This is a genomic window from Micromonospora sp. NPDC051924 (assembly GCF_055586005.1).
This window is the reverse complement of record NZ_JBVJJA010000002.1, coordinates 203,675-227,565: the sequence shown is the minus strand read 5'-3', so window position 1 is coordinate 227,565 and position 23,891 is coordinate 203,675. Positions and strand designations below refer to the sequence as shown.

General features: G+C 74.5%; 26 protein-coding genes and 5 tRNA genes. 13 read left to right on the top strand and 18 right to left on the bottom strand.

The window, feature by feature from the left end:
• The first annotated feature begins 46 nt into the window (after nucleotides 1-46).
• Nucleotides 47-1,717, top strand: coding sequence for a GAF domain-containing sensor histidine kinase (locus tag ACZ6S5_RS02440; protein ID WP_465996984.1), 1,671 nt, complete (start codon nucleotides 47-49; stop codon nucleotides 1,715-1,717).
• 27 nt (nucleotides 1,718-1,744) lie between these two features.
• Here the strand turns inward: ACZ6S5_RS02440 and ACZ6S5_RS02435 are convergent, their stop codons facing one another.
• Nucleotides 1,745-2,383 (bottom strand): response regulator, encoded by a 639-nt coding sequence (locus tag ACZ6S5_RS02435; RefSeq protein WP_046565573.1) that lies wholly within the window; start codon nucleotides 2,381-2,383, stop codon nucleotides 1,745-1,747.
• Nucleotides 2,384-2,569: 186 nt separating this feature from the next.
• Between ACZ6S5_RS02435 and ACZ6S5_RS02430 the strand changes: the two genes are divergently transcribed.
• Nucleotides 2,570-3,544 carry an Acg family FMN-binding oxidoreductase gene (locus tag ACZ6S5_RS02430; RefSeq protein ID WP_465996914.1) on the top strand — a complete coding sequence of 325 codons (975 nt, stop codon included), beginning with the start codon at nucleotides 2,570-2,572 and terminating at the stop codon, nucleotides 3,542-3,544.
• A gap of 76 nt (nucleotides 3,545-3,620) precedes the next feature.
• Here ACZ6S5_RS02430 and ACZ6S5_RS02425 read toward each other — a convergent pair whose 3' ends face one another.
• Nucleotides 3,621-4,628, bottom strand: a complete 1,008-nt coding sequence (locus ACZ6S5_RS02425; RefSeq protein WP_465996912.1) for an NAD-dependent epimerase/dehydratase family protein — start codon at nucleotides 4,626-4,628, stop codon at nucleotides 3,621-3,623.
• 453 nt (nucleotides 4,629-5,081) lie between these two features.
• Between ACZ6S5_RS02425 and ACZ6S5_RS02420 the strand changes: the two genes are divergently transcribed.
• Nucleotides 5,082-5,669, top strand: a complete 588-nt coding sequence (locus ACZ6S5_RS02420; protein ID WP_465996910.1) for a hypothetical protein — start codon at nucleotides 5,082-5,084, stop codon at nucleotides 5,667-5,669.
• Between the two features lie 66 nt (nucleotides 5,670-5,735).
• Here the strand turns inward: ACZ6S5_RS02420 and ACZ6S5_RS02415 are convergent.
• A tRNA-Val gene (locus tag ACZ6S5_RS02415) sits at nucleotides 5,736-5,810 on the bottom strand.
• Nucleotides 5,811-5,825: 15 nt separating this feature from the next.
• Nucleotides 5,826-5,898: transfer RNA gene (locus tag ACZ6S5_RS02410), tRNA-Gly, on the bottom strand.
• 173 nt (nucleotides 5,899-6,071) lie between these two features.
• Between ACZ6S5_RS02410 and ACZ6S5_RS02405 the strand changes: the two genes are divergently transcribed.
• Nucleotides 6,072-6,311 (top strand): DUF6458 family protein, encoded by a 240-nt coding sequence (locus ACZ6S5_RS02405; protein ID WP_465996908.1) that lies wholly within the window; start codon nucleotides 6,072-6,074, stop codon nucleotides 6,309-6,311.
• Between the two features lie 85 nt (nucleotides 6,312-6,396).
• On the opposite strand, the gene ACZ6S5_RS02400 is transcribed toward ACZ6S5_RS02405, so the two are convergent.
• Nucleotides 6,397-7,215, bottom strand: coding sequence for an isocitrate lyase/PEP mutase family protein (locus tag ACZ6S5_RS02400; protein WP_465996906.1), 819 nt, complete (start codon nucleotides 7,213-7,215; stop codon nucleotides 6,397-6,399).
• Between the two features lie 69 nt (nucleotides 7,216-7,284).
• Here ACZ6S5_RS02400 and ACZ6S5_RS02395 point away from each other — a divergent pair, with 69 nt between their 5' ends.
• Nucleotides 7,285-8,265, top strand: a complete 981-nt coding sequence (locus ACZ6S5_RS02395) for an ArsR/SmtB family transcription factor (protein ID WP_465996904.1) — start codon at nucleotides 7,285-7,287, stop codon at nucleotides 8,263-8,265.
• Nucleotides 8,266-8,317: 52 nt separating this feature from the next.
• On the opposite strand, the gene ACZ6S5_RS02390 is transcribed toward ACZ6S5_RS02395, so the two are convergent.
• The 3 genes from ACZ6S5_RS02390 to ACZ6S5_RS02380 form a co-directional block, all read right to left on the bottom strand.
• Nucleotides 8,318-8,392 (bottom strand) — tRNA-Val (locus tag ACZ6S5_RS02390).
• A 13-nt stretch (nucleotides 8,393-8,405) separates the two neighbouring features.
• A tRNA-Cys gene (locus tag ACZ6S5_RS02385) sits at nucleotides 8,406-8,476 on the bottom strand.
• Nucleotides 8,477-8,510: 34 nt separating this feature from the next.
• Nucleotides 8,511-8,583 (bottom strand) — tRNA-Gly (locus ACZ6S5_RS02380).
• A 258-nt stretch (nucleotides 8,584-8,841) separates the two neighbouring features.
• Here ACZ6S5_RS02380 and ACZ6S5_RS02375 point away from each other — a divergent pair.
• On the top strand, nucleotides 8,842-9,444 hold the full coding sequence (locus ACZ6S5_RS02375; protein WP_123243296.1) for a TetR/AcrR family transcriptional regulator: 603 nt from the start codon (nucleotides 8,842-8,844) through the stop codon (nucleotides 9,442-9,444).
• Here the strand turns inward: ACZ6S5_RS02375 and ACZ6S5_RS02370 are convergent.
• A complete protein-coding gene (locus ACZ6S5_RS02370; RefSeq protein ID WP_465996902.1) occupies nucleotides 9,365-10,591 on the bottom strand; it encodes an alkane 1-monooxygenase in 1,227 nt (408 codons plus the stop codon). The two genes, ACZ6S5_RS02375 and ACZ6S5_RS02370, sit on opposite strands and share 80 nt — an antisense overlap.
• A gap of 85 nt (nucleotides 10,592-10,676) precedes the next feature.
• A complete protein-coding gene (locus ACZ6S5_RS02365; protein WP_465996900.1) occupies nucleotides 10,677-11,459 on the bottom strand; it encodes a hypothetical protein in 783 nt (260 codons plus the stop codon).
• Between the two features lie 198 nt (nucleotides 11,460-11,657).
• On the opposite strand from ACZ6S5_RS02365, the gene ACZ6S5_RS02360 reads away from it, so the two are divergent.
• The 4 genes from ACZ6S5_RS02360 (at nucleotide 11,658) to ACZ6S5_RS02345 (ending at nucleotide 15,384) form a co-directional block, all read left to right on the top strand.
• Nucleotides 11,658-12,326: a class I SAM-dependent methyltransferase gene (locus ACZ6S5_RS02360; RefSeq protein ID WP_465996898.1), complete on the top strand. Its 669-nt coding sequence runs from the start codon at nucleotides 11,658-11,660 to the stop codon at nucleotides 12,324-12,326.
• A gap of 9 nt (nucleotides 12,327-12,335) precedes the next feature.
• Nucleotides 12,336-13,499 (top strand): cytochrome P450, encoded by a 1,164-nt coding sequence (locus ACZ6S5_RS02355; RefSeq protein WP_465996896.1) that lies wholly within the window; start codon nucleotides 12,336-12,338, stop codon nucleotides 13,497-13,499.
• A 155-nt stretch (nucleotides 13,500-13,654) separates the two neighbouring features.
• Nucleotides 13,655-14,587: an ABC transporter ATP-binding protein gene (locus tag ACZ6S5_RS02350; RefSeq protein ID WP_465996894.1), complete on the top strand. Its 933-nt coding sequence runs from the start codon at nucleotides 13,655-13,657 to the stop codon at nucleotides 14,585-14,587.
• Nucleotides 14,584-15,384 (top strand): ABC transporter permease, encoded by an 801-nt coding sequence (locus tag ACZ6S5_RS02345; protein ID WP_465996892.1) that lies wholly within the window; start codon nucleotides 14,584-14,586, stop codon nucleotides 15,382-15,384. Before ACZ6S5_RS02350 ends, ACZ6S5_RS02345 begins: the two co-directional genes overlap by 4 nt.
• 16 nt (nucleotides 15,385-15,400) lie before the next feature.
• Here ACZ6S5_RS02345 and ACZ6S5_RS02340 read toward each other — a convergent pair whose 3' ends face one another.
• The 4 genes from ACZ6S5_RS02340 to ACZ6S5_RS02325 are packed head-to-tail and all read right to left on the bottom strand — an operon-like array spanning nucleotide 15,401 to nucleotide 19,610.
• The gene (locus ACZ6S5_RS02340) at nucleotides 15,401-16,078 is read right to left on the bottom strand and encodes a response regulator transcription factor (RefSeq protein ID WP_465996890.1); all 678 of its coding nucleotides are present in this window, start codon (nucleotides 16,076-16,078) and stop codon (nucleotides 15,401-15,403) included.
• On the bottom strand, nucleotides 16,075-17,688 hold the full coding sequence (locus tag ACZ6S5_RS02335; RefSeq protein ID WP_465996888.1) for a sensor histidine kinase: 1,614 nt from the start codon (nucleotides 17,686-17,688) through the stop codon (nucleotides 16,075-16,077). The genes ACZ6S5_RS02340 and ACZ6S5_RS02335 overlap by 4 nt, the downstream gene beginning before the upstream one ends.
• 54 nt (nucleotides 17,689-17,742) lie before the next feature.
• Entirely contained in the window at nucleotides 17,743-18,477 is a 735-nt protein-coding gene (bioD, locus tag ACZ6S5_RS02330) for a dethiobiotin synthase (RefSeq protein WP_465996886.1), read from the bottom strand.
• On the bottom strand, nucleotides 18,474-19,610 hold the full coding sequence (locus ACZ6S5_RS02325; RefSeq protein WP_465996884.1) for an 8-amino-7-oxononanoate synthase: 1,137 nt from the start codon (nucleotides 19,608-19,610) through the stop codon (nucleotides 18,474-18,476). Before ACZ6S5_RS02325 ends, bioD begins: the two co-directional genes overlap by 4 nt.
• A gap of 189 nt (nucleotides 19,611-19,799) precedes the next feature.
• Between ACZ6S5_RS02325 and bioB the strand changes: the two genes are divergently transcribed.
• From bioB to ACZ6S5_RS02310, 3 genes are read left to right on the top strand one after another with little or no spacing between them, the layout of a single operon-like run.
• Complete coding sequence (bioB, locus tag ACZ6S5_RS02320) at nucleotides 19,800-20,795, top strand: biotin synthase BioB (protein WP_465996883.1); 996 nt, start codon at nucleotides 19,800-19,802, stop codon at nucleotides 20,793-20,795.
• Nucleotides 20,796-20,802: 7 nt separating this feature from the next.
• Entirely contained in the window at nucleotides 20,803-20,991 is a 189-nt protein-coding gene (bsaP, locus tag ACZ6S5_RS02315; RefSeq protein ID WP_465996881.1) for a biotin synthase auxiliary protein BsaP, read from the top strand.
• A 3-nt stretch (nucleotides 20,992-20,994) separates the two neighbouring features.
• On the top strand, nucleotides 20,995-21,501 hold the full coding sequence (locus ACZ6S5_RS02310) for a GNAT family N-acetyltransferase (protein WP_465996879.1): 507 nt from the start codon (nucleotides 20,995-20,997) through the stop codon (nucleotides 21,499-21,501).
• Between the two features lies 1 nt (nucleotide 21,502).
• Here ACZ6S5_RS02310 and ACZ6S5_RS02305 read toward each other — a convergent pair whose 3' ends face one another.
• The 4 genes from ACZ6S5_RS02305 to ACZ6S5_RS02290 form a co-directional block, all read right to left on the bottom strand.
• Nucleotides 21,503-22,030 (bottom strand): GNAT family N-acetyltransferase, encoded by a 528-nt coding sequence (locus ACZ6S5_RS02305; RefSeq protein ID WP_465996877.1) that lies wholly within the window; start codon nucleotides 22,028-22,030, stop codon nucleotides 21,503-21,505.
• A 50-nt stretch (nucleotides 22,031-22,080) separates the two neighbouring features.
• Nucleotides 22,081-22,611: a DUF488 domain-containing protein gene (locus ACZ6S5_RS02300; RefSeq protein ID WP_465996875.1), complete on the bottom strand. Its 531-nt coding sequence runs from the start codon at nucleotides 22,609-22,611 to the stop codon at nucleotides 22,081-22,083.
• 172 nt (nucleotides 22,612-22,783) lie between these two features.
• A complete protein-coding gene (locus ACZ6S5_RS02295; protein ID WP_465996873.1) occupies nucleotides 22,784-23,092 on the bottom strand; it encodes a hypothetical protein in 309 nt (102 codons plus the stop codon).
• Nucleotides 23,093-23,428: 336 nt separating this feature from the next.
• Nucleotides 23,429-23,890 carry a barstar family protein gene (locus tag ACZ6S5_RS02290; RefSeq protein ID WP_465996871.1) on the bottom strand — a complete coding sequence of 154 codons (462 nt, stop codon included), beginning with the start codon at nucleotides 23,888-23,890 and terminating at the stop codon, nucleotides 23,429-23,431.
• Between the last annotated feature and the right edge of the window lies 1 nt (nucleotide 23,891).

Here is a 23,891-nt window from a genome sequence, read left to right as displayed (position 1 = left end):
CAGCGCACCGAATCCCCGGCACGAACACGTCACCCCGTCGCTGGGCCTGACCCCACTGTCCCGGGTCCGGCTCGACGAACTGCTGCAGGAGATGCTCGACCGGGTCGGCGAGGTGGTCACCAGCCGGGAGCGGCTGCGGGCCCTGCTCGACGCCGTGGTGGGCATCGGCTCCGACCTCGACCTGCGCAGCACCCTGCAACGGATCGTGCAGTCCGCGTGCGAGCTGGTCGGCGCCGAGTACGGCGCGCTCGGGGTGATCGGCCCCGACCGGCTGCTGCACGACTTCATCATCCACGGGATCAGCGAGGAGCTGCACGCCAAGATCGGCGAGCTGCCGCACGGTCGGGGCGTGCTCGGCCTGCTCATCGACGAGCCGAAGCCGCTGCGCATGCCGGACATCACCCAGCACCCCAGGTCGTACGGCTTCCCGAAGCACCACCCGCCGATGCACAGCTTCCTCGGCGTGCCGGTCCGCATCCGCGACCACGTCTTCGGCAACCTCTACCTGGCCGAGAAGCAGGGCGCGGCCGAGTTCACCGAGGACGACGAGGAGATCGTGGTCGCGCTGGCCGCGGCGGCCGGCGTGGCGATCGAGAACGCCCGCCTCTACGCCCTCGCCCACCGGCGGGAACGCTGGCTGGCCGCCACCGCCGAGATCACCGCCGTGCTGCTCGGCGAGGTACGCCGCACCGACGCCCTGAGCCTGGTGGCCCGGCGGGCCCGCGAGGTCGCCGAGGCGGAGCTGGCCCTGGTGCTGCTCTACGACGAGGACGAGGGCCAGTTCACCGTCGAGGTGGTCGACGGCGCCGACGAGGCCGCCCGGGACCTGGTCGGCGCCGTGCTGCCGGCCAACGAGACCACCTTCGCCGGCTCGGTCACCGAACGCCGCCACGAGCTGGTGGAGAACCTCGCCGAGGCGGCACCCTGGCCCCACCCGGTGATCGCCGGATCGGCGGTGGTGTCGCCGCTGGCCGCGGCGGACGTCCTGCACGGCGTCCTGGTGATCGCCCACGGGCCCGACCACGGGCCCGCGGCCGAGGACGACGTTGCCCTGCTGGGCAGCTTCGCCGGCCAGGCCGCGCTCGCCATGGAGCGGGCCCGCGGCCAGGAGGAGCGGGAGCTGCTGGTGGTCCTGGAGGACCGCGAGCGGATCGCCCGGGACCTGCACGACGTGGTGATCCAGCGGTTGTTCGCCACCGGCCTGCAGTTGCAGAGCGGGGCGATGAACACCCGCCCCGAGGTGGCCAAGCGGATCAACCAGGCCGTCGACGACCTCGACGCCACCATCCGGGACATCCGCCGGACCATTTTCGAGCTGCGCACCCCGATGAGCGCCGCGCTGCGTACCGAGATCCGCGAGGCGATCGAGGTGGCCGCCGAGTCGCTGGGCTACCGCCCCGGCCTGGAACTGATCGGCCCGATCGACAGCGCCGTCCCGGACACGCTCCGCCCCGAACTCACCGCCGTGCTCCGCGAGGCGCTGTCCAACGCCGTACGCCACGCGCACGCCAACCGGGTGGCGGTGACGGTGCAGGCCGACGCCGGCTGGGTCACGGTCACGGTCACCGACGACGGGGTGGGCTGCGACCCGGAGGCGGCCCGCAGCGGCCTGGTCAACCTGCGCGAGCGGGCCGAACGGCTCGGCGGCGACTTCCAGCTCAGCCGGGTGATCCCGCACGGCACCGAGGTGCGCTGGAGCGTCCCGCTGCGCGACTGAGCGGGCGGGGCGGCTCGCCCCGCCGCCTCAGTGGCTCTTGCCGAGCAACCGGGTGGCGAGCACCGCCGCCTGGGTACGCCGCTCCAGACCCAGCTTCGCCAGCACGCTGGAGACGTAGTTCTTCACGGTCTTCTCGGCCAGGAACATCTTGCCGGCGATCTCCCGGTTGGTGAGGCCCTCGGCCACGTACTCCAGGATCCGCCGCTCCTGCTCGGTGAGGCTCTTCAGCTCGCGCGGCTGCTCCACCCCGCTGCGAATGCGCTCCAGCACCCGGGTGGTGATCGCCGGGTCGAGCAGGGACTGCCCGGCCGCGACCCGCCGGACCGCGTCCACCAGGTCGGTGCCACGGATCTGCTTGAGCACGTAGCCGGCGGCGCCGGCCATGATCGCCGCGAAGAGCGCCTCGTCGTCCTCGTACGAGGTGAGGATCAGGCCCTTGATCGAGGAGTCCACGGCACGGATGTCCCGGCACACGTCGATGCCGTTTCCGTCGGGCAGCCGGGCGTCGAGGATGGCCACGTCGGGGCGGAGCGCGGGGATGCGCCGGGCCGCCTCCTGGGCGGAGCCGGACTCGCCGACCACCTCGATGTCGCCGCTGCTGGTGAGCAGGTCGGCAAGGCCACGACGGACGACCTCGTGGTCGTCGAGCAGGAACACCCGGATCATCCGTCCTTTCTACCCCCTGCCGGCCGCGCCGTGCACGGGTCGAAGGTCCCTACCGCGACGCGCCGCCCGGGGCAGACGGGCCCGCCGAGGTGGGGACCTCCGGCCCTGCTCGCAAAGCGCCTGGTTGACGCACCGTGGGGGTACACCAACCGGGGGGCGGCACGGCCCGCACGGAAGGAGCAGCACATGACCACCGGCTTCACCGTCGAGCAGCTGAAGGCCGTCGCCGTCGACGCCGTCCGAGCGCCGTCCCTGCACAACACGCAGCCGTGGCGGTTCCGGCTGCGCGACGGCGGGATCGAGCTCTCGGTCGACCCGCGGCGCCGGCTGGCGGCCACCGATCCCAGCGGCTGGGGCGCCCGGATCGCCTGCGGGGCGGCGCTGTTCAACCTGCGGCTGGCGCTCGCCGTCGCGGGCACCCCGGCCAGCGTCCGGCTCCGCCCGTACCCGGCCGACCCGGACGTGGTGGCCCGGCTGGTCCCGGACCTCCCGCGCCGTCCCACCCCGACCGAACAGAGCCTGTACGCGGCCATCGGCCGCCGGTTCAGCAACCGCGCCCCGTTCTGGCCCGACCCGGTCCCCGCCGACGCCCGCTGGCGGCTGGGCGAGGCCGCCCGGGCCGAGCAGTGCTGGCTGGAGCTGCTGATCGGAACCAGCGCGGTGAACGCCTTCGCGGAGATCGCCCGCAGCGCCCACCGAGTGCTGGAACGCGACCCCGCGTACGTGGCCGAACGGACCACCTGGATCCGCTCCGAGCCCTCGCCCGACGGGGTGCCGGCGGCGGCCGGTGGGCCGCAGAGCGAACCGCAGGACCTGCTGCCGCAGCGCGGCTTCGGCGGACGCAACCGGGCCCCGGGCCGCGACTTCGAGCCGGAGCCGCTGGTGGCGGTGCTCGGGTCGGCGGGCAACACCGCGACCGACCAGATCATGGCCGGCCAGGCCCTGCAGCGGGTGCTGCTCACCGCCACCGACGCCGGGCTGGCCGCGTCGATGATCTCCCAGCCGATCGAGGTGCCGGGGGCCCGGGAGGCGCTGCGGCTGTCGCTGGGCCGGTTCGGCACGCCGCAGATGGTCATGCGGATCGGGTACGGCCAGCCGGGCAGCGCCACCCCGCGCCGGCCGGTGAACGAGGTGCTCGACCTGCCGGTGGTGCCGGCCTGACCGCCGGCCGGCGGTGGCGACTTCCCGGCCCTGGTCGATGCCACCACCGGCCGGCGTGGCCCGTCTCCCCGTCCGGTCAGGACCGGGCCGTGGTGGTGGCGAGCAACGCCGCCTCCCGCGCCGGGTCCAGGCCCACCGCCGCCCGGGCGGGTCGGCCCGCGCGCTGCGGCACCCGGCCGACGTCGCGCAGCCAGCGCCAGGTGTCCTCGACCGTCTCGGTCACCGGCCGGCAGACCAGCCCCGCCGCGTACGCCCGATCGACGCCCCGCTCCTGCAGCCAGCGGTACGGGTGCCCCGGCGGGATCCAGATCGGCAGGTCGTTCCAGGGCTCCACCCCGGCGGCCAGGATCGGCTCCGGGTCCGTCCAGCGCAGCGTCGCGGCCGACCCGGTCGCCGCCACCGCCGCGTCGAGCAACTCACCCATCGTCGCGTGCCCGGTCCGGCCGATCACGTTGTACGCCCCACCGACGCCCTCGCTCCCTCGGTCCAGCAACCAGCTCGCCAGGTCCCGGACGTCGATGTACTGCACCGGCAGGTCCCGCGGCCCGGGGGCGAGCACCTCGCCGCCCCGGGCGACGCGGTGCAACCACCAGGGCAACCGGCCGATGTCCTCCCCCGGCCCGAGGATCAGGCCGGCCCGAGCCAGCAACGCGCGACCGCCGTAGACCTCCACCGCGGCCCGTTCCGCGCCCGCCTTGTTCCGCGGGTAGTCGCCGTCGCCCGCGTCCGCCTCGGCGTCGACGGTCGCGGCCTCCTCGCCCACCCCGTCCGGCACCGGCTCGGCGTACACGGACCCGCTGGAGACGTACACGTAGTGCGGCACGGTGTCGACGAGGGCCCGCGCCGCGTCCCGCACCGCCCGGGGCGCCCCGTCCCAGGTGTCCACCACCATGTCCCACCGGCCGCCGGCGAGCGCCGCCAGCCCGTCCGGCGCCGTCCGGTCCCCCCGCAACCGGTGTACGCCCGTCGGCACCTCCCCGTGCAACCCCCGGTTGAACACGGTCACCGACCAGCCGCGGCCCACCGCCTCCCGCACGATCGCCCCACCGACGAATCCCGTCCCACCCAGCATCAGCAGCCTCATGCGTCCCACCCTGCCCGCTGTCGGGCCCGCCGCCGACCCGTGTTCACCGGCAGCGGATCTGCCCTGGGCAGAAGCGCCGCCGGAGCTGGTGGTCGACTCGTTCTGCGGCAGGTTTTGTCCGGTTGTGGGCGGGCTGGGTGCGGTGGGTGTGGTGTCCGGTTTCGGGGTGTGACCGGCGGCATCCTGGGGCCGGAATGGTGGCCGGGCGAAGGTCGTTGTATCCCCGTGAACGGCCGAGGAAGACGACGCCCCGCGACAGTGGGGGCGGGCCCCCGGGAATGGTGGTGGGCCGCCGGTCGTTACACATGGTCCCGGCGCCGCGAAGCGGCCAAGCCCCGCGAGCGTCGGATCCCCCCAAAAAGACTTTCCCCCTGTTTGAGCGCCTGACGGTGCTTGCGCACCCGCCGACCCCCTATCGGTGTGCGTGCGCCAACCCCCGAATGGAGCTTTCCCATGAACACGATGCTGCGTAAGAGCGTTCTTGGTGTTGCTGGTCTGGCGTTCGCCGGTGGTCTGGCCGCCGGTCCGCTGAACCACCACGAGGCCACCCCGGCCACCGCGCTGACCCCGGTCGCCGCCGTGCAGGCGGACAAGCCGGACACCGGCAAGCTGATCCCGCATGGTGTGCAGGGCGCGCAGTCGAAGATCACCCTGAACGGCGAGCAGGTGGCGAATGTGAAGGCGATCATCGCCGCGACGAAGAAGGCGGGTCTGCCGGAGCGGGCCGCGGTCATCTCGATCGCCACCAGCCTGCAGGAGTCGAAGCTGGAGAACCTGGGTCACCTCGGCGACGCCAACGACCATGACTCGCTGGGCCTGTTCCAGCAGCGCCCCTCCAGTGGTTGGGGTACGCCGGAGCAGATCACCAACCCCGAGTACTCGACCCTCGCGTTCGAGAAGGGCCTCAAGCAGGTCGACGGCTGGCAGGACATGCCGCTGACCCAGGCCGCGCAGACCGTGCAGGTGTCGGCCTACCCGGACGCCTACGCCCAGTGGGAGCAGCAGGCCGCCGACCTGGTCGCCCAGCACTGGAACAGCTGACACAAGAACGAACGACGGCAAAGGCCCGGCTCTGTTGAGCCGGGCCTTTGCCGTCGACAACTGTCCTGGTGGGCGATACTGGGTTTGAACCAGTGACCTCTTCCGTGTCAAGGAAGCGCGCTCCCACTGCGCCAATCGCCCGAGCGCTGGATCGCGAGCGGACGACGGGATTCGAACCCGCGACCCTCACCTTGGCAAGGTGATGCGCTACCAGCTGCGCTACGTCCGCGTTGCCCCCACCTCGCGGCGGCGACGGGGAGAACTGTACCCGATGACAAGATCGCCGGTCGAACCGACCCGCCGACCGCCCGCCCGGCCCGGCCCGACCAGCGATTGGGCCGGCGACCGGCTGGGTACTGACTCCCATCGACAGCACACCACCATCCCCTGAAGGAGGCTGTCGTGGGAATCGGTACCAGCATCTTCCTGATCGCGGTCGGCGCGATCCTCACCTTCGCGCTCGACGCCAGCATCGGCGGGGTCAACCTGGACGTCATCGGCTGGATCCTGATGGCTGCCGGCGTGCTCGGCCTGATCATGACCACGCTGGTCTGGGGCCGTCGCCGCGAGGTGGTCACCACCTCCGAGCCGGTGGAGTACCGGCGGGTCGAGGAGCGGCGGGACATCGCCCCGCCGCTGTGACACGCGCGTGTCCGGGGCCGACGGAGCTGAGCGGTCCCGCCGGTACGTGACGGGGGCGCCGGCCGGCGCCCCCGTCACGTACCGGTCAGCGGCGCATCAGCTCGTTGAGCGTGCCGTAGTCGAGGGCGTCGGCCAGCGCGCCGTACGTCCCGGCGCCGAAGGCCTCCTCGGCTGCCCGGCGGGCCACCGCGTACGCGGCCTCGGCGACCGAGGAGCCGAGGCTGACCCGGGCCACCCCGAGCTTCGCCAGCTCCGCCACGGTCGGGGCGCCGGGCCCGGCCAGGATGTTCAGCGGGGCCGGGATCGCCGCCACCAGGGCGGCCACCGTCTCTGGATCGACCGTTCCCGGCACGAACACCCCGTCTGCGCCGGCGGCCAGGTATGCCTCGGCCCGCGCCACCGTCTCCCGCACCCCGCCCACGCCCCGCAGGAACGTGTCGATGCGGGCGTTGACGTAGAGCGGGATCCCCGTCCGGTTCGCCGCGGACCGGACAGCGGCCAGCCGGGCGCACTGCTCGTCGACCGGGCGTAGCGGCGTCTCCCCGGTGTGGCCGGCGTCCTCGACGTTCACCCCGACGGCCCCCGCCGCCAGCACGGCGGCGACCGTGGTGGCCACCTCGTCGGGGGTGTCACCGTACCCGGACTCGATGTCGGCGGTGACCGGCAGCGACACCGCGGCGGCCACCCGGCGGACCAGCTCGACGGCGGCCTCGCGGCCGAGCGCGTCGCCGTCCGGGGCGCCCAGGCTCCAGGCGACACCCGCGCTGGTCGTGGCGACCGCCCGGGCGCCGGCGGCGGCGACGACCCGGGCGCTCGCCGAGTCCCAGGCGTTGACCAGGACCAGCGGCTCGCCGGGCACGTGCAGGGAACGGAAGTGCAGGGCTCGATTGTGGTGATCGTTCACCCGGCCAGTCTGGGTCGGCGCGTCCGGCCGCCGTATTGTTTCAGTCCCAGCTGAAACGAAGGGGGCGGGATGGTCGCGATCGGCCTGTCGGCGGGCGCCGTGGCGCGGGTCCGCTTCGCGCTCTCCTGCCTCTGGGAGGTGGTCGCCGGGGTGCGGGTGCTGCGCGACCCGGGCCAGCACGCGATCCACCTGCCCTGGGTGAACCGGGTACGACCGCGCCTCGCCGCGGCCGGACTGCTCGACCCGGACCACGGCCTGCTCTGTCAGCTCGTCCCGCCCGCGCCGGGCTACGTGGTCGACTTCCTCACCCCACCCCCCGCCGGCCTGAACCCCGACCTGGGCGAGGAGTTGGCCGCGCTGCGCGCCACCTCGCTCGGGACGGTCCGCGCCCACCTCGACCTCTGTCCCGGTCCCCGGCCACCGGCGCTGGCCGCCCTGTACGCCGACCCCGAGGCGGGACTGCGCCGGCTCGCCGGGGAGATCGAGACGTACTGGCGGCTGGCGCTGGCCGGCGACTGGCCGAGGATCCGGGCGGTGCTCGACGCGGAGGTGTTCCACCGGGCCCGGCGGCTGGCCGCGGACGGCGCGGCCGGGCTCCTCAACGACCTGCACGAACGGGTCCGCTGGGAGGGCGACGCCCTGTTGATCAACCAGCGTCACTGCGCGGCCCCGGACGTGCCGGACGGCGGCGGACTGGTCCTGGTGCCGTCGGTCTTCGTCTGGCCGTCGGTGCTCAGCATCGCGGCCGGGGACGTGTCGCAGCTGGCCTACCCGGCCCGCGGCGCCGGCGCGCTGTGGGAGTGCCCGACGAGCGTGCCGGACGCGCTGGGCGCGGTGCTCGGCCGGGGCCGGGCGCGGCTGCTCGCCGAGCTGGACGCGCCCCGCTCCACCACCGAACTGGCCCGCCGGACCGGGCTGTCCCCGGCCGGGGTGTCGCAGCACCTCACCACGCTACGCGCGGCCGGCCTGGTGGTCACCCACCGGCAGGGCCGGTCGCTGCTGAGCAGCCGGACGGCGGTCGCCGAGGCGCTGCTGACGGCCGCGACCTGACCGGCCGGCCATGACAAAGAGGCCGTGTCGATGATCGACACGGCCTCTGTGCTGGTGGGCGATACTGGGTTTGAACCAGTGACCTCTTCCGTGTCAAGGAAGCGCGCTCCCACTGCGCCAATCGCCCTCGTCTACTGCCGAGGTGGAGACGGGATTTGAACCCGTGTACACGGCTTTGCAGGCCGTTGCCTCGCCTCTCGGCCACTCCACCGAGGTTGCCCCCGACATCCATGGCGGCATCTCCGAGCGGACGACGGGATTCGAACCCGCGACCCTCACCTTGGCAAGGTGATGCGCTACCAGCTGCGCTACGTCCGCATGCCCCCGGTGTTTCCCGGTGACGGATGAGAACTTTAGCCGAGCCCGGGAACGGTTGCCAAATCGGGGTCCCTTTCGGGCGCGTCCGGGTGACGCCCGACCCGCCAGCCGGGGCTTACTAGGAGCCTGAGTGGCTGGCTGCGGCGGCGGACCCGACGGGCCCTGGCCAGGGAACTGTCCGGGATCCGACCGCCGGCCGTCCGACCGGGCTGGATTGGTGACTCCTCGTGGTCAAGTGGATGGGCTACGGTAACGGGCGTGACGAGACGCGCCGCCGAGATCCGCCTCGATGCCCTGCTTCGCACGGCCTGTGACGTGATCGCGGAGCGGGGACTCGCCAACACCCGGACGGCCGACGTGGCGGAGGCCGCCGGCGTCAGCCAGGCCCTCGTGTTCTACCACTTCGCCACCAAGGACCGGATGCTCGCGCAGGCCTTCGCGTACGCCGTCGAGCAGGACCTGGCCAAGCTCGACGCGGTGGTGCACTCCTCCGCCCCGCCGCTGACCAAGCTGCGCCGGATGCTCCGGTTGTACGCCCCGACCGGCCGCTCGACCTCCTGGTCCATGTGGATCGACGGTTGGGCCGAGTCGCTGCGCACCCCCGAGCTGGAGAAGGTCTCCCGCCGGCTCGACCTGCGCTGGCGGCAGGACCTCGCCGCGGTGATCAGCGCCGGGGTGGCCGACGGCACCTTCGACTGCCCCGACCCGGCCGGTGCGGCGTGGCGGATCAGCGCGGTGATGGACGGCCTCGCGGTGCAGCTCTCGGTGCACGAGCGGGTGATCACCCGGCGGCAGATCGCCGAGTGGATCCGCCTGGTGGCGGCCCGGGAGCTGGGTCTGGAGCCGGCCGCGCTGGACTGACCGCCGGAGGGCAGCCCTCCCGCAGCCGGTCCCGGGCCGGCGGGTGGACGTTGGCCAGGTCGAGGTCGCCGCCGTAGTGGGCGATCACCCGGTGGTCCATCACCCGCCGCCACAGCGGCGGCACCAACGCGGTGACCACCATGGTGGCGTAGCCGGCGGGCAGCTGCGGCGAGGCGTCGAAGCTGCGCAGCGTCTGGTAGCGGCGCAGCGGGTTGGCGTGGTGGTCGCTGTGCCGCTGGAGCTGGAAGAGGAAGACGTTGGTGACCGTCCGGTCGCTGTTCCAGCTGTGCCGGGGATCGACCTTCTCGTAGCGGCCGGCGGCGGTGCGCTGCCGGGCCAGGCCGTAGTGCTCCAGGTAGTTGACCACCTCGAGCAGGGAGAAGCCGACCACCGCCTGGAGGGCGAGGAACACCAGCACGCCGGGGCCGAAGGCGACCGCGAGGACCGCGTAGAGCAGCCCGGTCATCGCCCAGGCGTTGAGCACATCGTTGCGCCACGTCCACGGCGTACGGCCGCGCAGCCGGAACCGGCTGCTCTCCAGCCGCCAGGCGGAGCGCAGGCTGCCGAGGACCGTACGCGGCCAGAACGCCCAGAAGCTCTCCCCGAGCCGGGAGCTGGCCGGGTCCTCCGGGGTGGCGACGCGGGTGTGGTGGCCCCGGTTGTGCTCGACATAGAAGTGCCCGTACCCGGTCGGCGCGAGGGCGATCTTGGACAGCCAGCGCTCCGCCGTCTCGCGCTTGTGCCCCAGGTCGTGGGCGGTGTTGATGGCGATGCCGTCGACCACCCCGGCGGTGGCGACCAGCCCGGCGGCGGCCAACCAGGACAGCTCGTGCCGGGTCCACACCACGCAGCAGAGCACCAGGGCCGCGTACTGGGCGGGCAGCCAGAGGTAGGTGAGCCAGCGGTAGTAGCCGTCCGCCTGGAGCGCGGGCACCGCCTCCTCCGGCGGGTTCTCCCGGTTGTCCCCGATGAGCAGGTCGACCGCCGGGATCAGGCCGAAGACCACCACCGGGGTGAGCCACCACGTCCACGCGGCGCCGGTGCCGTGCCAGGCCGTCCAGGCGAGGAAGGGCAGCACCGGAACGAGCAGGGCGAGCGGCCAGAGCGGCTTGCGGGTGTCCCGCCAGGGGGTCGAAGCGGTGTCCATCGGCAGCCTCCGATCGGTGGGCTCGTGCCCCGACTGTGGCAGCCGTCACGCCGTTTTACAAGGGGCGAGTTTTTGTAAAGCGATCTCAATCGCCGCGCAGCAGCCGCCGCATCCGCAGGAGCAGCCCGGCGCCGAGGAAGAGCAGCAGGCCGCCGAGGAGGAAGGCGGCCTGGACCACGCCGAACCCGCCCGAGCCGGAGACCGGCCGGCCCGCCGCACCCGGCGGCGGCTCGACCACCGCCTCGTCGCTGGGCGTGACTTCCGCCGGATCCTGCGTCGCCGGATCCTGCGTCGCCGGTTCGGTCGGCTCGGCGGTGGTCGCGGTCGGCTCCGGCGGCGTCCCGGTCGGCTCGGCCCCGGCGCCCTCCCCCACCACCTGCCGGGCGGCGGTCTGCCGGGCCAGCAGGCGCAGGCTCTGGTCGTACGCCTCGGCGGCGAAGCTCACCCGACCCCCGGTGACGTCCCCGGCGAAGGCCACCCGGTAGCGGGCGGTGACCGTACGGTCCGGGCAGAGCAGGCCCGGGTCCAGTTCCCGGTCGGTCAGTCGGGCCACGTCCCCGTCGGTCCGGATCTCCAGTGGGAAGGAGCCGCTCTCCTCCACCCGGTCCACCTTCACCTGGTCCAGCCGCAGGCCCCGTACCTCCAGCAGCATCGACCAGCGCACCTTGACGCAGCCGCCGCCATCGGACCGGGACACCACCGCCGACAGGGTCTCCACCCGGTCACCGGCGGTGAACTCGTCCGGCAGCCCCCGCAACTCGGTGGAGAAGGCGGCCGCCGCCCGGGCCGGCACGGCCGCGCCGAGGCCCGCCCCGGACAGGCAGGTCAGCACCACCCCGGCCCGCAGCACGTACCGCCACACGCTCACCACCGCCTCGCCCTCCCGTCGGTCGCGTCCACCGGGAACGCTATGAGCGCCACCGGCGGGCCGGTAGACGGGCGTGTTGGCACGGACCGCCAACCGCGGGGGCCGTTATCGCGGACAGTGGTGAACCGGTCACGCCCGTCCCGCGACACGCCCGGGAGCGCCGGCCGGCCATGTCCCGGAGTACGACAGAATCACCGGGTGTCCGACCTGTCCGCGGCCTTCGTCCGGCTGCACGCCCGGCTCGCCCCGGTCGCCTTCGTTCCCGAGGTGCGGCTGCACCAGGCCGACGAGCCGATCGGCCTGTGGGAACTGACCGAGGGCGAGTTCCGTAGCGCGCAGCCGCCACCGTTCTGGGCCTTCGCCTGGGCCGGCGGGCAGGCGCTCGCCCGTTACGTCACCGACCACCCCGAGCTGGTCGCCGGCCGCCAGGTGCTCGACCTCGCCTCGGGCTCCGGACTGGTCGCCATCGCGGCCGCCCGGGCGGGCGCGGCCGCCGTCCGGGCCGTCGAGGTGGACGAGCGGGCCGTCGCGGCCGTCGCGCTCAACGCCGAGGCCAACGGGGTACGCGTCGACGCCGAACTCGGCGACATCCTGGACGGCGACGCCGGGCAGGCCGAGGTGGTGCTCGCCGGCGACGTCTTCTACAGCGAGGCGATGGCGCGGCGGATGCTGCGTTTCCTGCTCCGGGCCGCCCGGTCCGGGGCCCGGGTGCTGGTCGGCGACCCTGGCCGGGCGTTCCTGCCCCGCGAGCGCTTCCACGAGCTGGCCGCGTACGACGTGCCGGTGACCGAGGCGCTGGAGAGCGTACGGGTGAAGCACACCACCGTGTGGGAGCTGGACCCGGCTCCACCGGGCGCCCCCCGCTAGCGTGTCGCCGTGCTGTTCCGGGGCTGGGGGGAGTCCGTCGACGGTCCGTGGCCGGACACGGCGACGGTGGTCGACCACGTCGGCGTGCCGCACCTGGTGGTGACCCGGCACGCGCTGGTCCGGCGGCTGCTCACCGACCCGGCGACGTTCCGCCCGGACAACGCCCTCGACGCGGTGACCCCGATCCCGGTGGCCGCCCTGCGGGTCCTGGCCGGGCACCGGTTCCGGCTGCCACCGACGCTGGCCAACAACTCGTCGGCCGGCCACCCGGAGATCCGGGGCATCGTCGCCGACGCCCTGCACCCGGACCGGGTGGCCGCGCAGCAGCCCTGGCTGACCGACCTGGTCCGGCAGCGGGTGGCCGGGCTCGCCGTCGCCCTCGACGCGGGCCGGCCGGTCGACCTGTACGCCGAGCTCGCCGCCGACCTGCCGCTGCTGGTGCTGGCCCGGCTGGTCGAGCTGCCGGAGGCCCCGGTCGGCGCGGTCAAGGACTTCGCCCGGGCCGCGCTGGAACTGTTCTGGGCCCCGCTCGACGAGGCGCGGCAGGTCGCCCTCGCCGCCGAGGTCGGCCGGTTCCACACCGTGCTACGCGCCTTCGCGGCCTCCGGCGGCGGGCTGGCCGCCCGGCTGCGCGCCGCCGGGCACTCCCCCGACGTGGTGGTCGGCGCGCTCTTCTTCCTGCTGGTCGCCGGCCAGGAGACCACCTCCCAGTTCCTCACCCTGCTGCTGCACCGGCTGGTCGGCGAACCGGAGGTCCGGGCCGGGCTGCGGCGCGGCGAGGTCGCGATCGCCGACGTCGTCGAGGAGGGGCTGCGGCTGGAGCCGCCGATCGTCACCTGGCGTCGGGTCGCCGCCGTCGACACCACCCTCGGCGACGCCGCCGTACCGGCCGGCACCAGCATCGTGGCGTGGCTCGCCCGGGCCGGCCGGGACGCGGCGGTGGTCGCCGCGCCGGACGAGTTCCGGCCCGGACAGCGCGGCTCCCGCCGGCACCTGGCCTTCGGCGCCGGGGCGCACCGGTGTGTGGGCGCGCAACTGGCCCGGATGGAGGCGGCGGTGGTGGTCGCCGAGGCGGCCGCGCTGCTCGACGGGGTGACGGTGGTCCGCGCGCCCTGGTGCCCGGACAACCTGACCTTCCGGATGCCGGACGCGTTCGTGATCCGCCGGACCTGACCCGAGCCCGCGCCGCGGCCCGACCGGGTGGTCCGACTCAGCTCGACAGCGCGGTCAGGGTGATGTGCCGGCGGCGGCCGACCTGACGAAAGTCAGGGCGAGGCGGTCCCGATCGGCGGCGGTGCGGACACCCGCCCGCTCCCTACCGTCGACGCATGATCACACTTCGTGGGTTGACGAAACGGTTCGGGACGGCGACCGCGGTCGACGACCTCACCGTCGACATCGGACCGGGGCAGGTCACCGGTTTCCTCGGCCCCAACGGCGCCGGCAAGTCCACCACCCTGCGGATGGTGCTCGGCCTGGACCGGCCGACCGCCGGTCAGGCCCTGGTCAACGGCCGGTCCTACCGGGCGCTGCGACACCCGCTGTACGAGGTGGGCGCGCTGCTCGACGCCACCGGGATCCACCCGACCCGTTCCGGCCGGGCCCACCTGCGGGCGATGGCCCGCAGCAACGGGATCCCGGCGCGCCGGGTGGACGAGGTGCTCGACCTGGTCGGCCTGGACGGCCGGGCCGCCGACAAGCCGGGACGCGCGCTGTCGCTGGGCATGGGCCAGCGGCTCGGCATCGCCGGCGCGCTGCTCGGCGACCCGTCGGTGCTGCTTCTCGACGAGCCGGTCAACGGCCTCGACCCGGACGGGGTGCGCTGGATCCGGCGGTTCACCCACACCCTCGCCGACGAGGGCCGGACCGTGCTGCTCTCCAGCCACCTGATGAGCGAGATGCAGCAGACCGCCGACCGGGTGGTGGTGCTCGGCCGGGGCCGGCTGATCGCCGACGCGCCGCTGGCCGAGCTGATCGCCGCCCGCCCCGCCGCGGCGGTCCGGGTCCGCGGCCCCGAGCCGGCCGGTCTGTCCGCGCTGGCCGCACGGCTGGCCGCCGACGGGGCGGGCGTCACCGTCGACGGCGACGGGCTGACCGTCACCGGCGTCTCCGCCGCCCGGGTCGGCGACCTCGTGTACGAGCTGGGGGTGCGGGTGCACGAGCTGACGCCGGTGGCCGCCTCACTGGAGGAGGCGTTCCTGGAACTCACCGCCGACAGCGTCGAGTACGCCGCCGGCCCGACCGGAAGTGGCACCCGATGATCCGCACCAGCCCCGCCCGACCCGCACCCGCCGGCAGCCCCTTCGCCGGGGCGGTGGCCGCCGAGTGGACCAAGCTCTGGTCGGTCCGGTCCACCTGGTGGACCGTCCTGGCGGCCGTGCTCACCATGGTCGCCACCGCCGCCCAGCTCGCCATCTACGCCGTCAACGCGAACACCGACGACGACCCGACGGTCGGCCCGGGCATCGTCGCGGCGGGCGGGATCGTCGCCGGCTCACTGGAACTCACCCAGTACGTCGTCCTCGCCCTCGGCCTGTTCGCCATCACCAGCGAGTACGCCACCGGCACCATCCGCACCACGCTGCGCTGCACGCCGTCGCGCGGCCGGGTGCTGCTGGCCAAGGCGGTCGTGGTCGGCGTGGTGACGTTCCTCGTCGGCCTGCTGCTCGGCGGGATCGGCACGGCGGTCGCCCGGCCGGTGCTGGGCGAGTGGGGGCGTGCCCCGCTGGGCGGGACGGTGGGCGACGTGGTCGCCTCGGCCGCGTACCTGGCCCTGGTCGGGGTGCTGGCGCTGGGCCTGGCGGCGGCGCTGCGCGGCGCGGTGCTCACCCTGACCGTGCTCTTCGCCCTGCTGATGATCGTGCCGCTGTCGTTGCAGGAGCCGGGGATCACCGTGCTCACCCGGATCGCCGACGGGTTCCCCGGGGTCGCCGGCAACCACTTCCTGGCCGGGGACACCGACCCGTACCCGGCGGCGGTGGGGCTGCTGGTGCTCGCCGGCTGGGCGGCCGCCGCGCTGGCCCTCGGCCGCCGGTCGCTGTCCCGACGCGACGCGTGACCGTGGGCGGGGCTGGTCAATCGGCCGGCGGCACCAGCCCCGCCTCGTACGCGAGGATCGCCGCCTGCACCCGGTTACGCACCTCCAGCCGGGTGAAGATGCTGGTCAGGTAGCTCTTCACGGTGCCCTCGACGAGGTGCAGCCGGCGGCCGATCTCGGCGTTGGACAGTCCCGCCCCGACCAGCGCCAGCACCTCCCGCTCCCGCTCGGTCAGGCCGGCCAGCCGGTCCCGGGCGTACGGGGTCCGGGCCATCCGCCCGCCGCTCAGCTCGATCACCCGGCGCGCCACCCGGGGTGACAGGTACGCCCCGCCGTCGGCCACCGCCCGGATCCCGGCGAGCAGTTCCCGGGGATCGCCCGACTTGAGCAGGAAGCCGCTCGCCCCGTGGCCGAGCGCCCGGGCGATCAGCTCGTCCTCGCCGAACGTGGTGAGCATGATCGTGGCGGTCTCCGGGACCAGCCGCCGGATCTCCGCCGCCGCGCTCAGCCCGTCCCACCGGGGCATCCGGATGTCCAGCAGCGCCACCCGGGGCCGGTGGGCGCGGACGAGTTCGACGGCGGCCCGGCCGTCGCCGGCCTCGCCCACCACCTCGATCCCCTGATCGGCGGCCAGGATCGCCCGTACCCCGGCGCGCACCATCGCCTCGTCGTCGGCGAGCACCACCCGCAGGGGGTGCCCGTGGTCGTCGGTCACCGCGTGATCCGCTCCTTGCTGGCCAGTCGGCCGTCGGAGAAACAGAGCCGCCAGATCGGCTCCGCGAAGGGAAAGTTGCCGTCGGTGTAGAACTCGCAGCCCGCCGGGACGTCGGCGGTCGGCGGGTCCGCCTGCCGCTCGGGCAGGCCGAGGCGGTCCCGGGGGTCGCCGACGCGCAGCCGCTCGTACCCGGACCGGTCGAGCACCGCGCCCGCGGTCGCGAGCGGGTAGTGGACCAGGGCGAGCACCAGCCCGAGGACGGCCGGGGCGCCGAACGCCACCAGCAGGCTGCGCCGGACCCGCCTGCGGGCGTCCCGCAGTCGCCGCGCCGCCTCGGCGGGCCGGTCGTCGGACGTCCCGGCCGCCCGGCGGGTACCTGCCGCGCCAGCTGACGCCGCCGGGCCGAGGTCGACGACGCCCCCCACCGGGCCGGGCCCCGTCAGGTCGGGCGGCGCCCCCGCCGCAATCGGCCCGGCGGCGGCCAGCGGGAGTCGCGCGGACACGGCGAAGCCGCCGGACCGGGGGCCCGCGTCGAGCACGCCGCCGGCGAGCCGGACCCGCTCGCGCAGGGCGAGCAGCCCGGAGCCGTGCGACGCCGGCCCCGGCAGCGGGCCGGCCGGCGGCGGGCCGTTCACCACGCTGACCGCCATCTCGCCGTCGGCCCGGTCGACGGTGACCGTCACCGGGGCGCCGGGGGCGTACCGGGCGGCGTTGGTCAGCGCCTCCCGAACCACCCGGTGCGCGGCGTGCACGGCGCGCGGGGGCAGCGCGACGTCGGCCGGGCCGGCCCGCAGCACCACCGCCATCCCGGCGTCCCGGGCCCCGTCGACCAGCTCGGCCACGGTCTCGTCGGCCGGTCGCAGCGAGCCGGACCGTTCCTCGCGGAGCACGCCGATGATCTCGTGCAGCCGTTCCGTGGCCGCGGCCACGCTGGCCCGCAGCTCGCCGGCCGCGGCCCGATGCGCGGGCGCCAGGCCGGCGGCCAGCTCGAGGGCGGCGGTCCGCAACGCGATCAGGCTCAGGTCGTGGCCCAGCGAGTCGTGCATCTCCTGGGCGATCCGGGCCCGCTCGCGCAGCCGCACCCGGTCCACCGCCGCCCGCCGCTCCCGCTCCTCCGCCTCGGCGTGCCGCCGCCCGGCCTCCGCCAGGGCCCGTTGCTGCCGGCGGAGCCGGCCGAGCAGCCAGGGGAACACCCCGGCGAAGAGCAGCACCGAGGCGAGCAGGAACCAGGTCGCCGGCCCGGTGCCGAGCAGGCCGAGGTTGAGCGCGGTCCCGGCGACCGCGATCACGCCGAAGAGCACCGCCACCCGGCCGGCGCCGGCGCTGCGCCGCCCCGCGAGGTAGCTGAACACCGGGATGGCGAAGACGAAGTTGCCGTCGAGCAGCGAGCCGAGCACCACCGCCGCCAGCGCGGCGAGGGGCAGCCGGCGGCCGACCGCCACCGCGAGGGCGAGCAGCGCCAGCGAGCCGACCAGCACCGGCGCCGCGTACCGGGGCCAGGGCGGGGTGAGCCCGGCGTACGCCACCGGCGCGGAGACGGCGGCCCAGAGCAGCAGGTCGCCGAGGGGTCGCCGGCGGGTCGACGGGCGGTCCGCGTCGCGGGTTTCCACGGCGGCCACGCTACCGACGGCGGTCCGGGCCGGGCACCGACGAAAGTCAGGTGCTCAGCCGGCGTCCTCGGCCCAGGCCCGCCAGTCGTCCAGCACCCCGTACAGGGCCGGGGTGAGCCAGCCTGGCGCGGACCGGCGGAAGACCCCCGGGTCCATCGCGCCGGCACCCGCCGGCACCGCGCCGAGCAGGTTCGGCACCAGGTCGGACAGGTTGAGCCAGTGCACCAGCTCCGGCTCCCCCGGCCAGGCGCCGATGACCACGCCCGCCGGGATCGCCCGGCGTTCCAGGGCCTCGAGGGTGAGCGCGGTGTGGTTGAGCGTGCCGAGACCCGCCCGGGCCACCACCACCGCCGGCGCGCCCAGCGACACCGCCAGGTCGGCCACCGTCCAGGGCTCGCCCGACGGCCGCAGCCCCATCGGTACGAGCAGCCCGCCGGCCCCCTCGACGAGCACCAGGTCGTGCTTGTCGGTCTCCTCGCGGATCGCGTCGACGGCGGTGTAGAGCTCCAGCGGCTCCAGCTCGGCGACCCGGGCCGCGGCGAGCGGGGCGAGCGGGTCCGGGTAGCTGGCCAGGGTCCGGCCGGTGAGCGGGGCGGCCAGCCGGGTGACCGAATCGACGTCGCCGGGCTCGCCGGTGGCCGTACCGGTCTGGCCAGGCTTGACCACCGCGACCCGCAGCCCGGCGGCCTGTGCCGCCGCCGCGATCGCCGCGGTCACCACGGTCTTGCCCACCTCGGTGTCCGTGCCGGTCACCAGCACCGGCCCGGTCCAGCCGTTGCCGTTGCTCATGGCGCACACTCCAGGATCACATCCAGGGCCCGTTCGAAGTCCGCCCGGGCCACCCCGGCACTGATGGTCAGCCGGAGCCGGGAGCGGCTGTCCGGGGTGGACGGCGGCCGGAAGCAGCCCACCGCGACACCCCGGTCCCGGCAGTCGGCCGCCCAGGCGGTCGCCGCCTCCGGCCCGGGCGCGGTCACTGAGACCACCGCCGCATCGGGCGCGGAGACCTCCAGGCCGGCCGCGCCGAGCCGGCGGACCGTGCGGGCGGCCCGCTCGGCCAGCTCGGCGCGGAGCGCGTCGCCGGCCCGGGCCAGCCGCACCGCCGCCAGCACGCCGGCCGCCACCGCCGGGGGCGGAGCCGTGTCGAAGATGAACGTCCGTCCGGTCTCCACCAGGTGCCGGACGAACTCGGCCGGGCCGGCCACCACGCCGCCGGCGCCGCCGAGCGCCTTGGAGAGGGTGGCGGTGACCACCACGTCCGGCTCGCCGGCCAGCCCGGCGGCGGCCACCCCGCCGGCGCCGGCCGGGCCGGTGACGCCGAGCGCGTGCGCGTCGTCGACCAGCAGCAGCGCGCCGTGCCGGCGGGCCACCGCGTGCAGCTCCGTGAGGGGGGCGAGGTCGCCGTCGACGGAGAAGACTGACTCGGTGACCACCACCGCGGGCCGGCCGGGCGCGGCGGTGAGCGCCGCCGCGACCGCGGCGACGTCGGCGTGCGGGGTGACCACGGTCTCCGCGCCGGAGATCCGGCAGCCGTCGATCAGCGAGGCGTGGTTGTGCGCGTCGGAGACGAGCAGGGTACGCGGCCGCACCAGGCCCCGGACGGCGGCGAGGTTGGCCAGGTAACCGGAGGAGAAGACCAGCGCCCGGTCGGCGCCGAGCCAGTCGGCGAGGGCGTCCTCCAGCGCGTGGTGCGCGTCGGTGGAGCCGCGCACCAGCCGCGACCCGGTCGCGCCCAGCCCGTACGCGGACAGCGCCCGCGCGGCGGCGGCGGTGACCTCCGGGTGGGTGGCCAGGCCGAGGTAGTCGTTGCCGGCCAGGTCGACCACGGCGTCACCGGCGGCCCGCGGGCGCAGCGTGCGGGTGAGCCCCGCCTTCGCCCGCAGCTCGGCGCGGCGGTCCAGGGCCGCCAGCCAGTCCGCCACCGTCACGTTCCTTCCGCCGATCGTCGCCCCACCGGGCACTGCCGCGGGGCGAAGTTACCACCCGCCGAACCCGCCCCGGCGTGGCGCGGGCCGGCTCGCCGAGGCCGCCCGAGGAGCTGGTCGCGGCCCGATCGGGGCGCCGCACGCGGCCGTTTCCCGGCCCCTGGGCGGCCTTGTAGGGTACGAGCCATGCCAGAGATCCTCGACCAGGCCCGAACCCAGGTACTGGAGAACGGCGTCGGTCTCGACGAGGCCGGTGTCCTCGCCGTGCTGAACCTGCCCGACGAAGACGTGCCCGCCGCGCTGCAGCTCGCCCACGAGGTACGGATGCGCTGGTGCGGCCCGGAGGTCGAGGTCGAGGGCATCGTCTCGCTGAAGACCGGCGGCTGCCCGGAGGACTGCCACTTCTGCTCGCAGTCCGGCCTGTTCACCTCGCCGGTCCGCTCGGTCTGGCTGGACATCCCGGCGCTGGTCGAGGCGGCCAAGCAGACCGCGGCCACCGGGGCGACCGAGTTCTGCATCGTGGCCGCCGTGCGTGGCCCGGACGCCCGGCTGATGAAGCAGATGCGTGAGGGTGTGGCGGCCATCAAGGCGGAGGTCGACATCCAGGTCGCCGCGTCGCTGGGCATGCTCACCCAGGAGCAGGTCGACGAGCTGGTCGAGATGGGCGTGCACCGCTACAACCACAACCTGGAGACCTGCCGCTCCTACTTCCCGAACGTGGTCACCACGCACTCCTGGGAGGAGCGCTGGGAGACCTTGAAGATGGTCCGCGAGTCGGGCATGGAGGTCTGCTGCGGCGGCATCCTGGGCCTGGGCGAGACGGTGGAGCAGCGCGCCGAGTTCGCCGCGCAGCTCGCCGAGTTGGACCCGCACGAGGTCCCGCTGAACTTCCTCAACCCGCGGCCGGGCACCCCGCTCGCCGACCGTCCGGTGGTCGAGGGCAAGGACGCGCTGCGGGCCATCGCCGCGTTCCGGCTGGCCATGCCGCGCACCATCCTCCGGTACGCGGGCGGCCGGGAGCTCACCCTCGGCGACCTGGGCACCCGGGACGGCCTGCTCGGTGGCATCAACGCGGTCATCGTCGGCAACTACCTGACCACGCTGGGCCGGCCGGCCACCGACGACCTGAAGCTCCTCGACGACCTGAAGATGCCGGTGAAGGCGCTGTCGGCGACCCTGTGAGGCGGAGATGACGGTGACCGAGCTGTGGTGCGACCGCTGCGGTGCGGAGGCTTCCGTGCCGCACGAGGCGTGCGCGGCCGCGCGGGCGCTGGAGCCACCGCGCTACTGCGCGCACTGCCGACGCCGGATGAAGGTGCAGGTGGTGCCGACCGGCTGGTCGGCGGTCTGCGTCGAGCACGGCGAGACCCGGGGCTGACCCGTGCTGCGCGGGCGGGCGGTGACCTTGCGGCCGGTGACGGACGACGACGTGGCCGCCCTCGCGGCCATCCGGGCCACCCCGGAGGTGCGCCGCTGGTGGCGCGGCGACGACGACCTGGCCGCGGCGGTCCGCGCCGACCTGGCCGACGACCAGCTCACCGTGTATGCCATCGAGCACGAGGGGCGGCTGGTCGGTGCGATCCAGTGGTACGCCGAGACCGACCCGGACTACCGCCACGCCAGCCTGGACATCTTTCTCGACCCGGCGGTACGCGGCGCCGGCCTCGGCGGGGACGCCATCCGCACGCTGGCCCGCCACCTGGTCGACGAGTACGGCCACCACCGGTTCACCATCGACCCGGCGGCGGCGAACACCGCAGCGATCCGGGCGTACGCGAAGGTGGGCTTCCGCCCGGTGGGCATCATGCGCCGCTACGAGCGCGGCGCGGACGGCCGCTGGCACGACGGCCTGCTGATGGACCTGCTCGCCGAGGACCTGCGCGACTGACTCAGCGGGTACGGATCCAGTAGCGGCGGGTGCGGCCCAGCTCGGTGTCCCGCACGTCCTCCAGCATCCCGCCGTGCCGCTCGATGGTGCGGGCGGACGGGACGTTGCCGTCGTCGCAGGTGACCAGGACCGGGTCGACGCCCCGCCGGGCCGCCTCGGCGAGCGCCGCGCCCAGGGCGAAGGTCGCCACGCCCCGCCGCCGGGCCGAGGGGCGGACACCGTATCCGATGTGGCCGCCGGCGTTCAGCAGGAAGTCGTTGAGCCGCAGCCTCAGCGAGATGGCGCCGAGCACCTCGTCCCCCTCGGCGATCCACCAGTAGATCGCGGGGACCAGGCCGTCGGGCAGCGGCCGGGACTCGTCGGCACCGTCACGCAGCCGGCTCACCCAGTCCGCGAAGCCCTCCGGCGAGTCCACGTCGTCGCTCGGTCGCAGCCCGCTGCCGTCCTGGTGGACGCCCCGCTCCCACTCGTCCCTCGCGGCCAACCAGGACCGGTGCAGGCGGGTGGTCGGGGTGATCAGTTCCGGCATGTGGGGAGGCTAGCGGGGTGATCCCTGGCGCTGCCATCCGGTTCCGGCGGTCAGCCGGCCCAGATCAGGTGGCCGTCGGGGAGGCGGCGGGCGCCTTCGGCCGGGCGGTGCGGGCTGAGCCGGCCGTCCGGCATGAGGTGCCGCACCGGCATCCCCCGGCCGAGCACCGCCACGTCGGCGATCAGCCGTCGGTGGCAGCGCCACCACACGCTCTCGCTGCACATCACCGTGGTGCTCCGCCGTCCCGCGTCCGCGAGCAGTTCGTCCAGCGCCGCGTCGAACTCGGGCGTCCGGGTGTACCCGGCGTAAGCCCGGAAGGCCGGGACGGTCCACCAGGTGTCCGGCTCCGGCTCGCCGGCGCGGACGTGCCGGAGGCCGCCGAGGCGCGGCTCCCAGCGGTAGCCGATCCCCCGCTCGGGGAGCCAGCGCTCGAGCGCCTCGCGCCGGACGTCCGGGTTGGTCCGGCTGGCCGGGTAGCGCCGCACGTCCACGACGAGCGCGATGCCCGCGCCGGCCAGCAGCTCCGCGAGCCGGTCCCGGTCGGCGGCCCCGTGCCCGACGGTCAGCAACTCCCGGTCCATCGGGTCAGCCTGCCTTAGCGCCCCCCGGACCCGGTACGCAACGTGTACACCCGCATGCCCTGCGCGCGGGCGATCGCCGTGGCGGCCTCGATCTCCGAGGCCACCATGGCGCTCATGGCTGGACGAAACTCCACGCTCCTGCCCGGCCCGCCGCTACGCGACTCCCGCGAAACTACAACGGAAAGTCGTTATTCCACGGCGCATCCAGCTGCTCCGGGTCCGCGCCAGCTTCCAGAACTGCCGCATCCACCTCGCCAACTTCATCCACAATCCTCAGAAAAGGAGTCTTCATGTCCTCTTCAAAGAAGCAGACATCATCATCGACAAGCTGTTTTGGCACCTCGATCGCCGCGACTCTGAACCTGCCATCCGGAAGTGGCAGCACCCAAACCCACGAATAGCTGTCGGCAGAGCCGCCCGACCGTCGCGCCGAGTCGAGCGCCGTGGTCATCAGCAAGCGGTTCTTGGCCTGAGTCCTCACTCAACCACCCCAGAAGATCCGGACGATTGGGCCCTCAAAAGTATGGATCTGCAGATGCGGCAATGCTCCGTCGGCATTACCCGGGCCATGCCCGAACATGTGGCATCGGACGGGAGCAGGCCGGCTTAGCGGCCGCCTGTCCGCCCACCGCCGATCCCAACGGACAAAGGCGCATGCCGCAGCGCCGCCCGGACAGCGTCGAAGACGGCGTCGTGCCCGCCGCCGGCCCCGGTGGGCAGGACGAACACCGGGATGCCCTGGGCGCGGGCGGGCGCCGTGGCGGCCTCAATCTCCGAGGCCGCCACGGCCTGCACGCCGCCGGCGGTCACCCCGCCGTCACCGCTTCGATGCCGCCGCGACCTCCTGCCGCAGCGACTCGGCCTCACCCTCCTCGCAGAGAAGTACGGCGTGGAAGCGCGGCCCCTTGCCGTAGTCCTGAGCGTCGTAGGAATTCGCCCAGTACCGGCCGGTGTCGGTGAGGATCCTGAAGAGGACCTCTCTCCTACCTTCGTTCTCGCGGAGGACCGAGGACGTGTTCGCGATGACGACCAGGTAGCGGCGGCCCGCCAACCAGTGGAGATCTTGGAGGCAGTCCGCGAGGGCCGGCCAGTTCCACCCGAAGTAGCTCGGGAACCGCAACGCATCGCTGAACTGCCCGAACACGCCGTCGACGTCCGTCATCTCGGCACCGTCCAGGCGGGCCACTGCGACCTCACCCGTCGGTGGTACGACGTCGTCCAGGGAGAGCAGGGTGGTACGGACGAGCACCTGGACGGGAGCTTCCGAGTTCTTCCACATG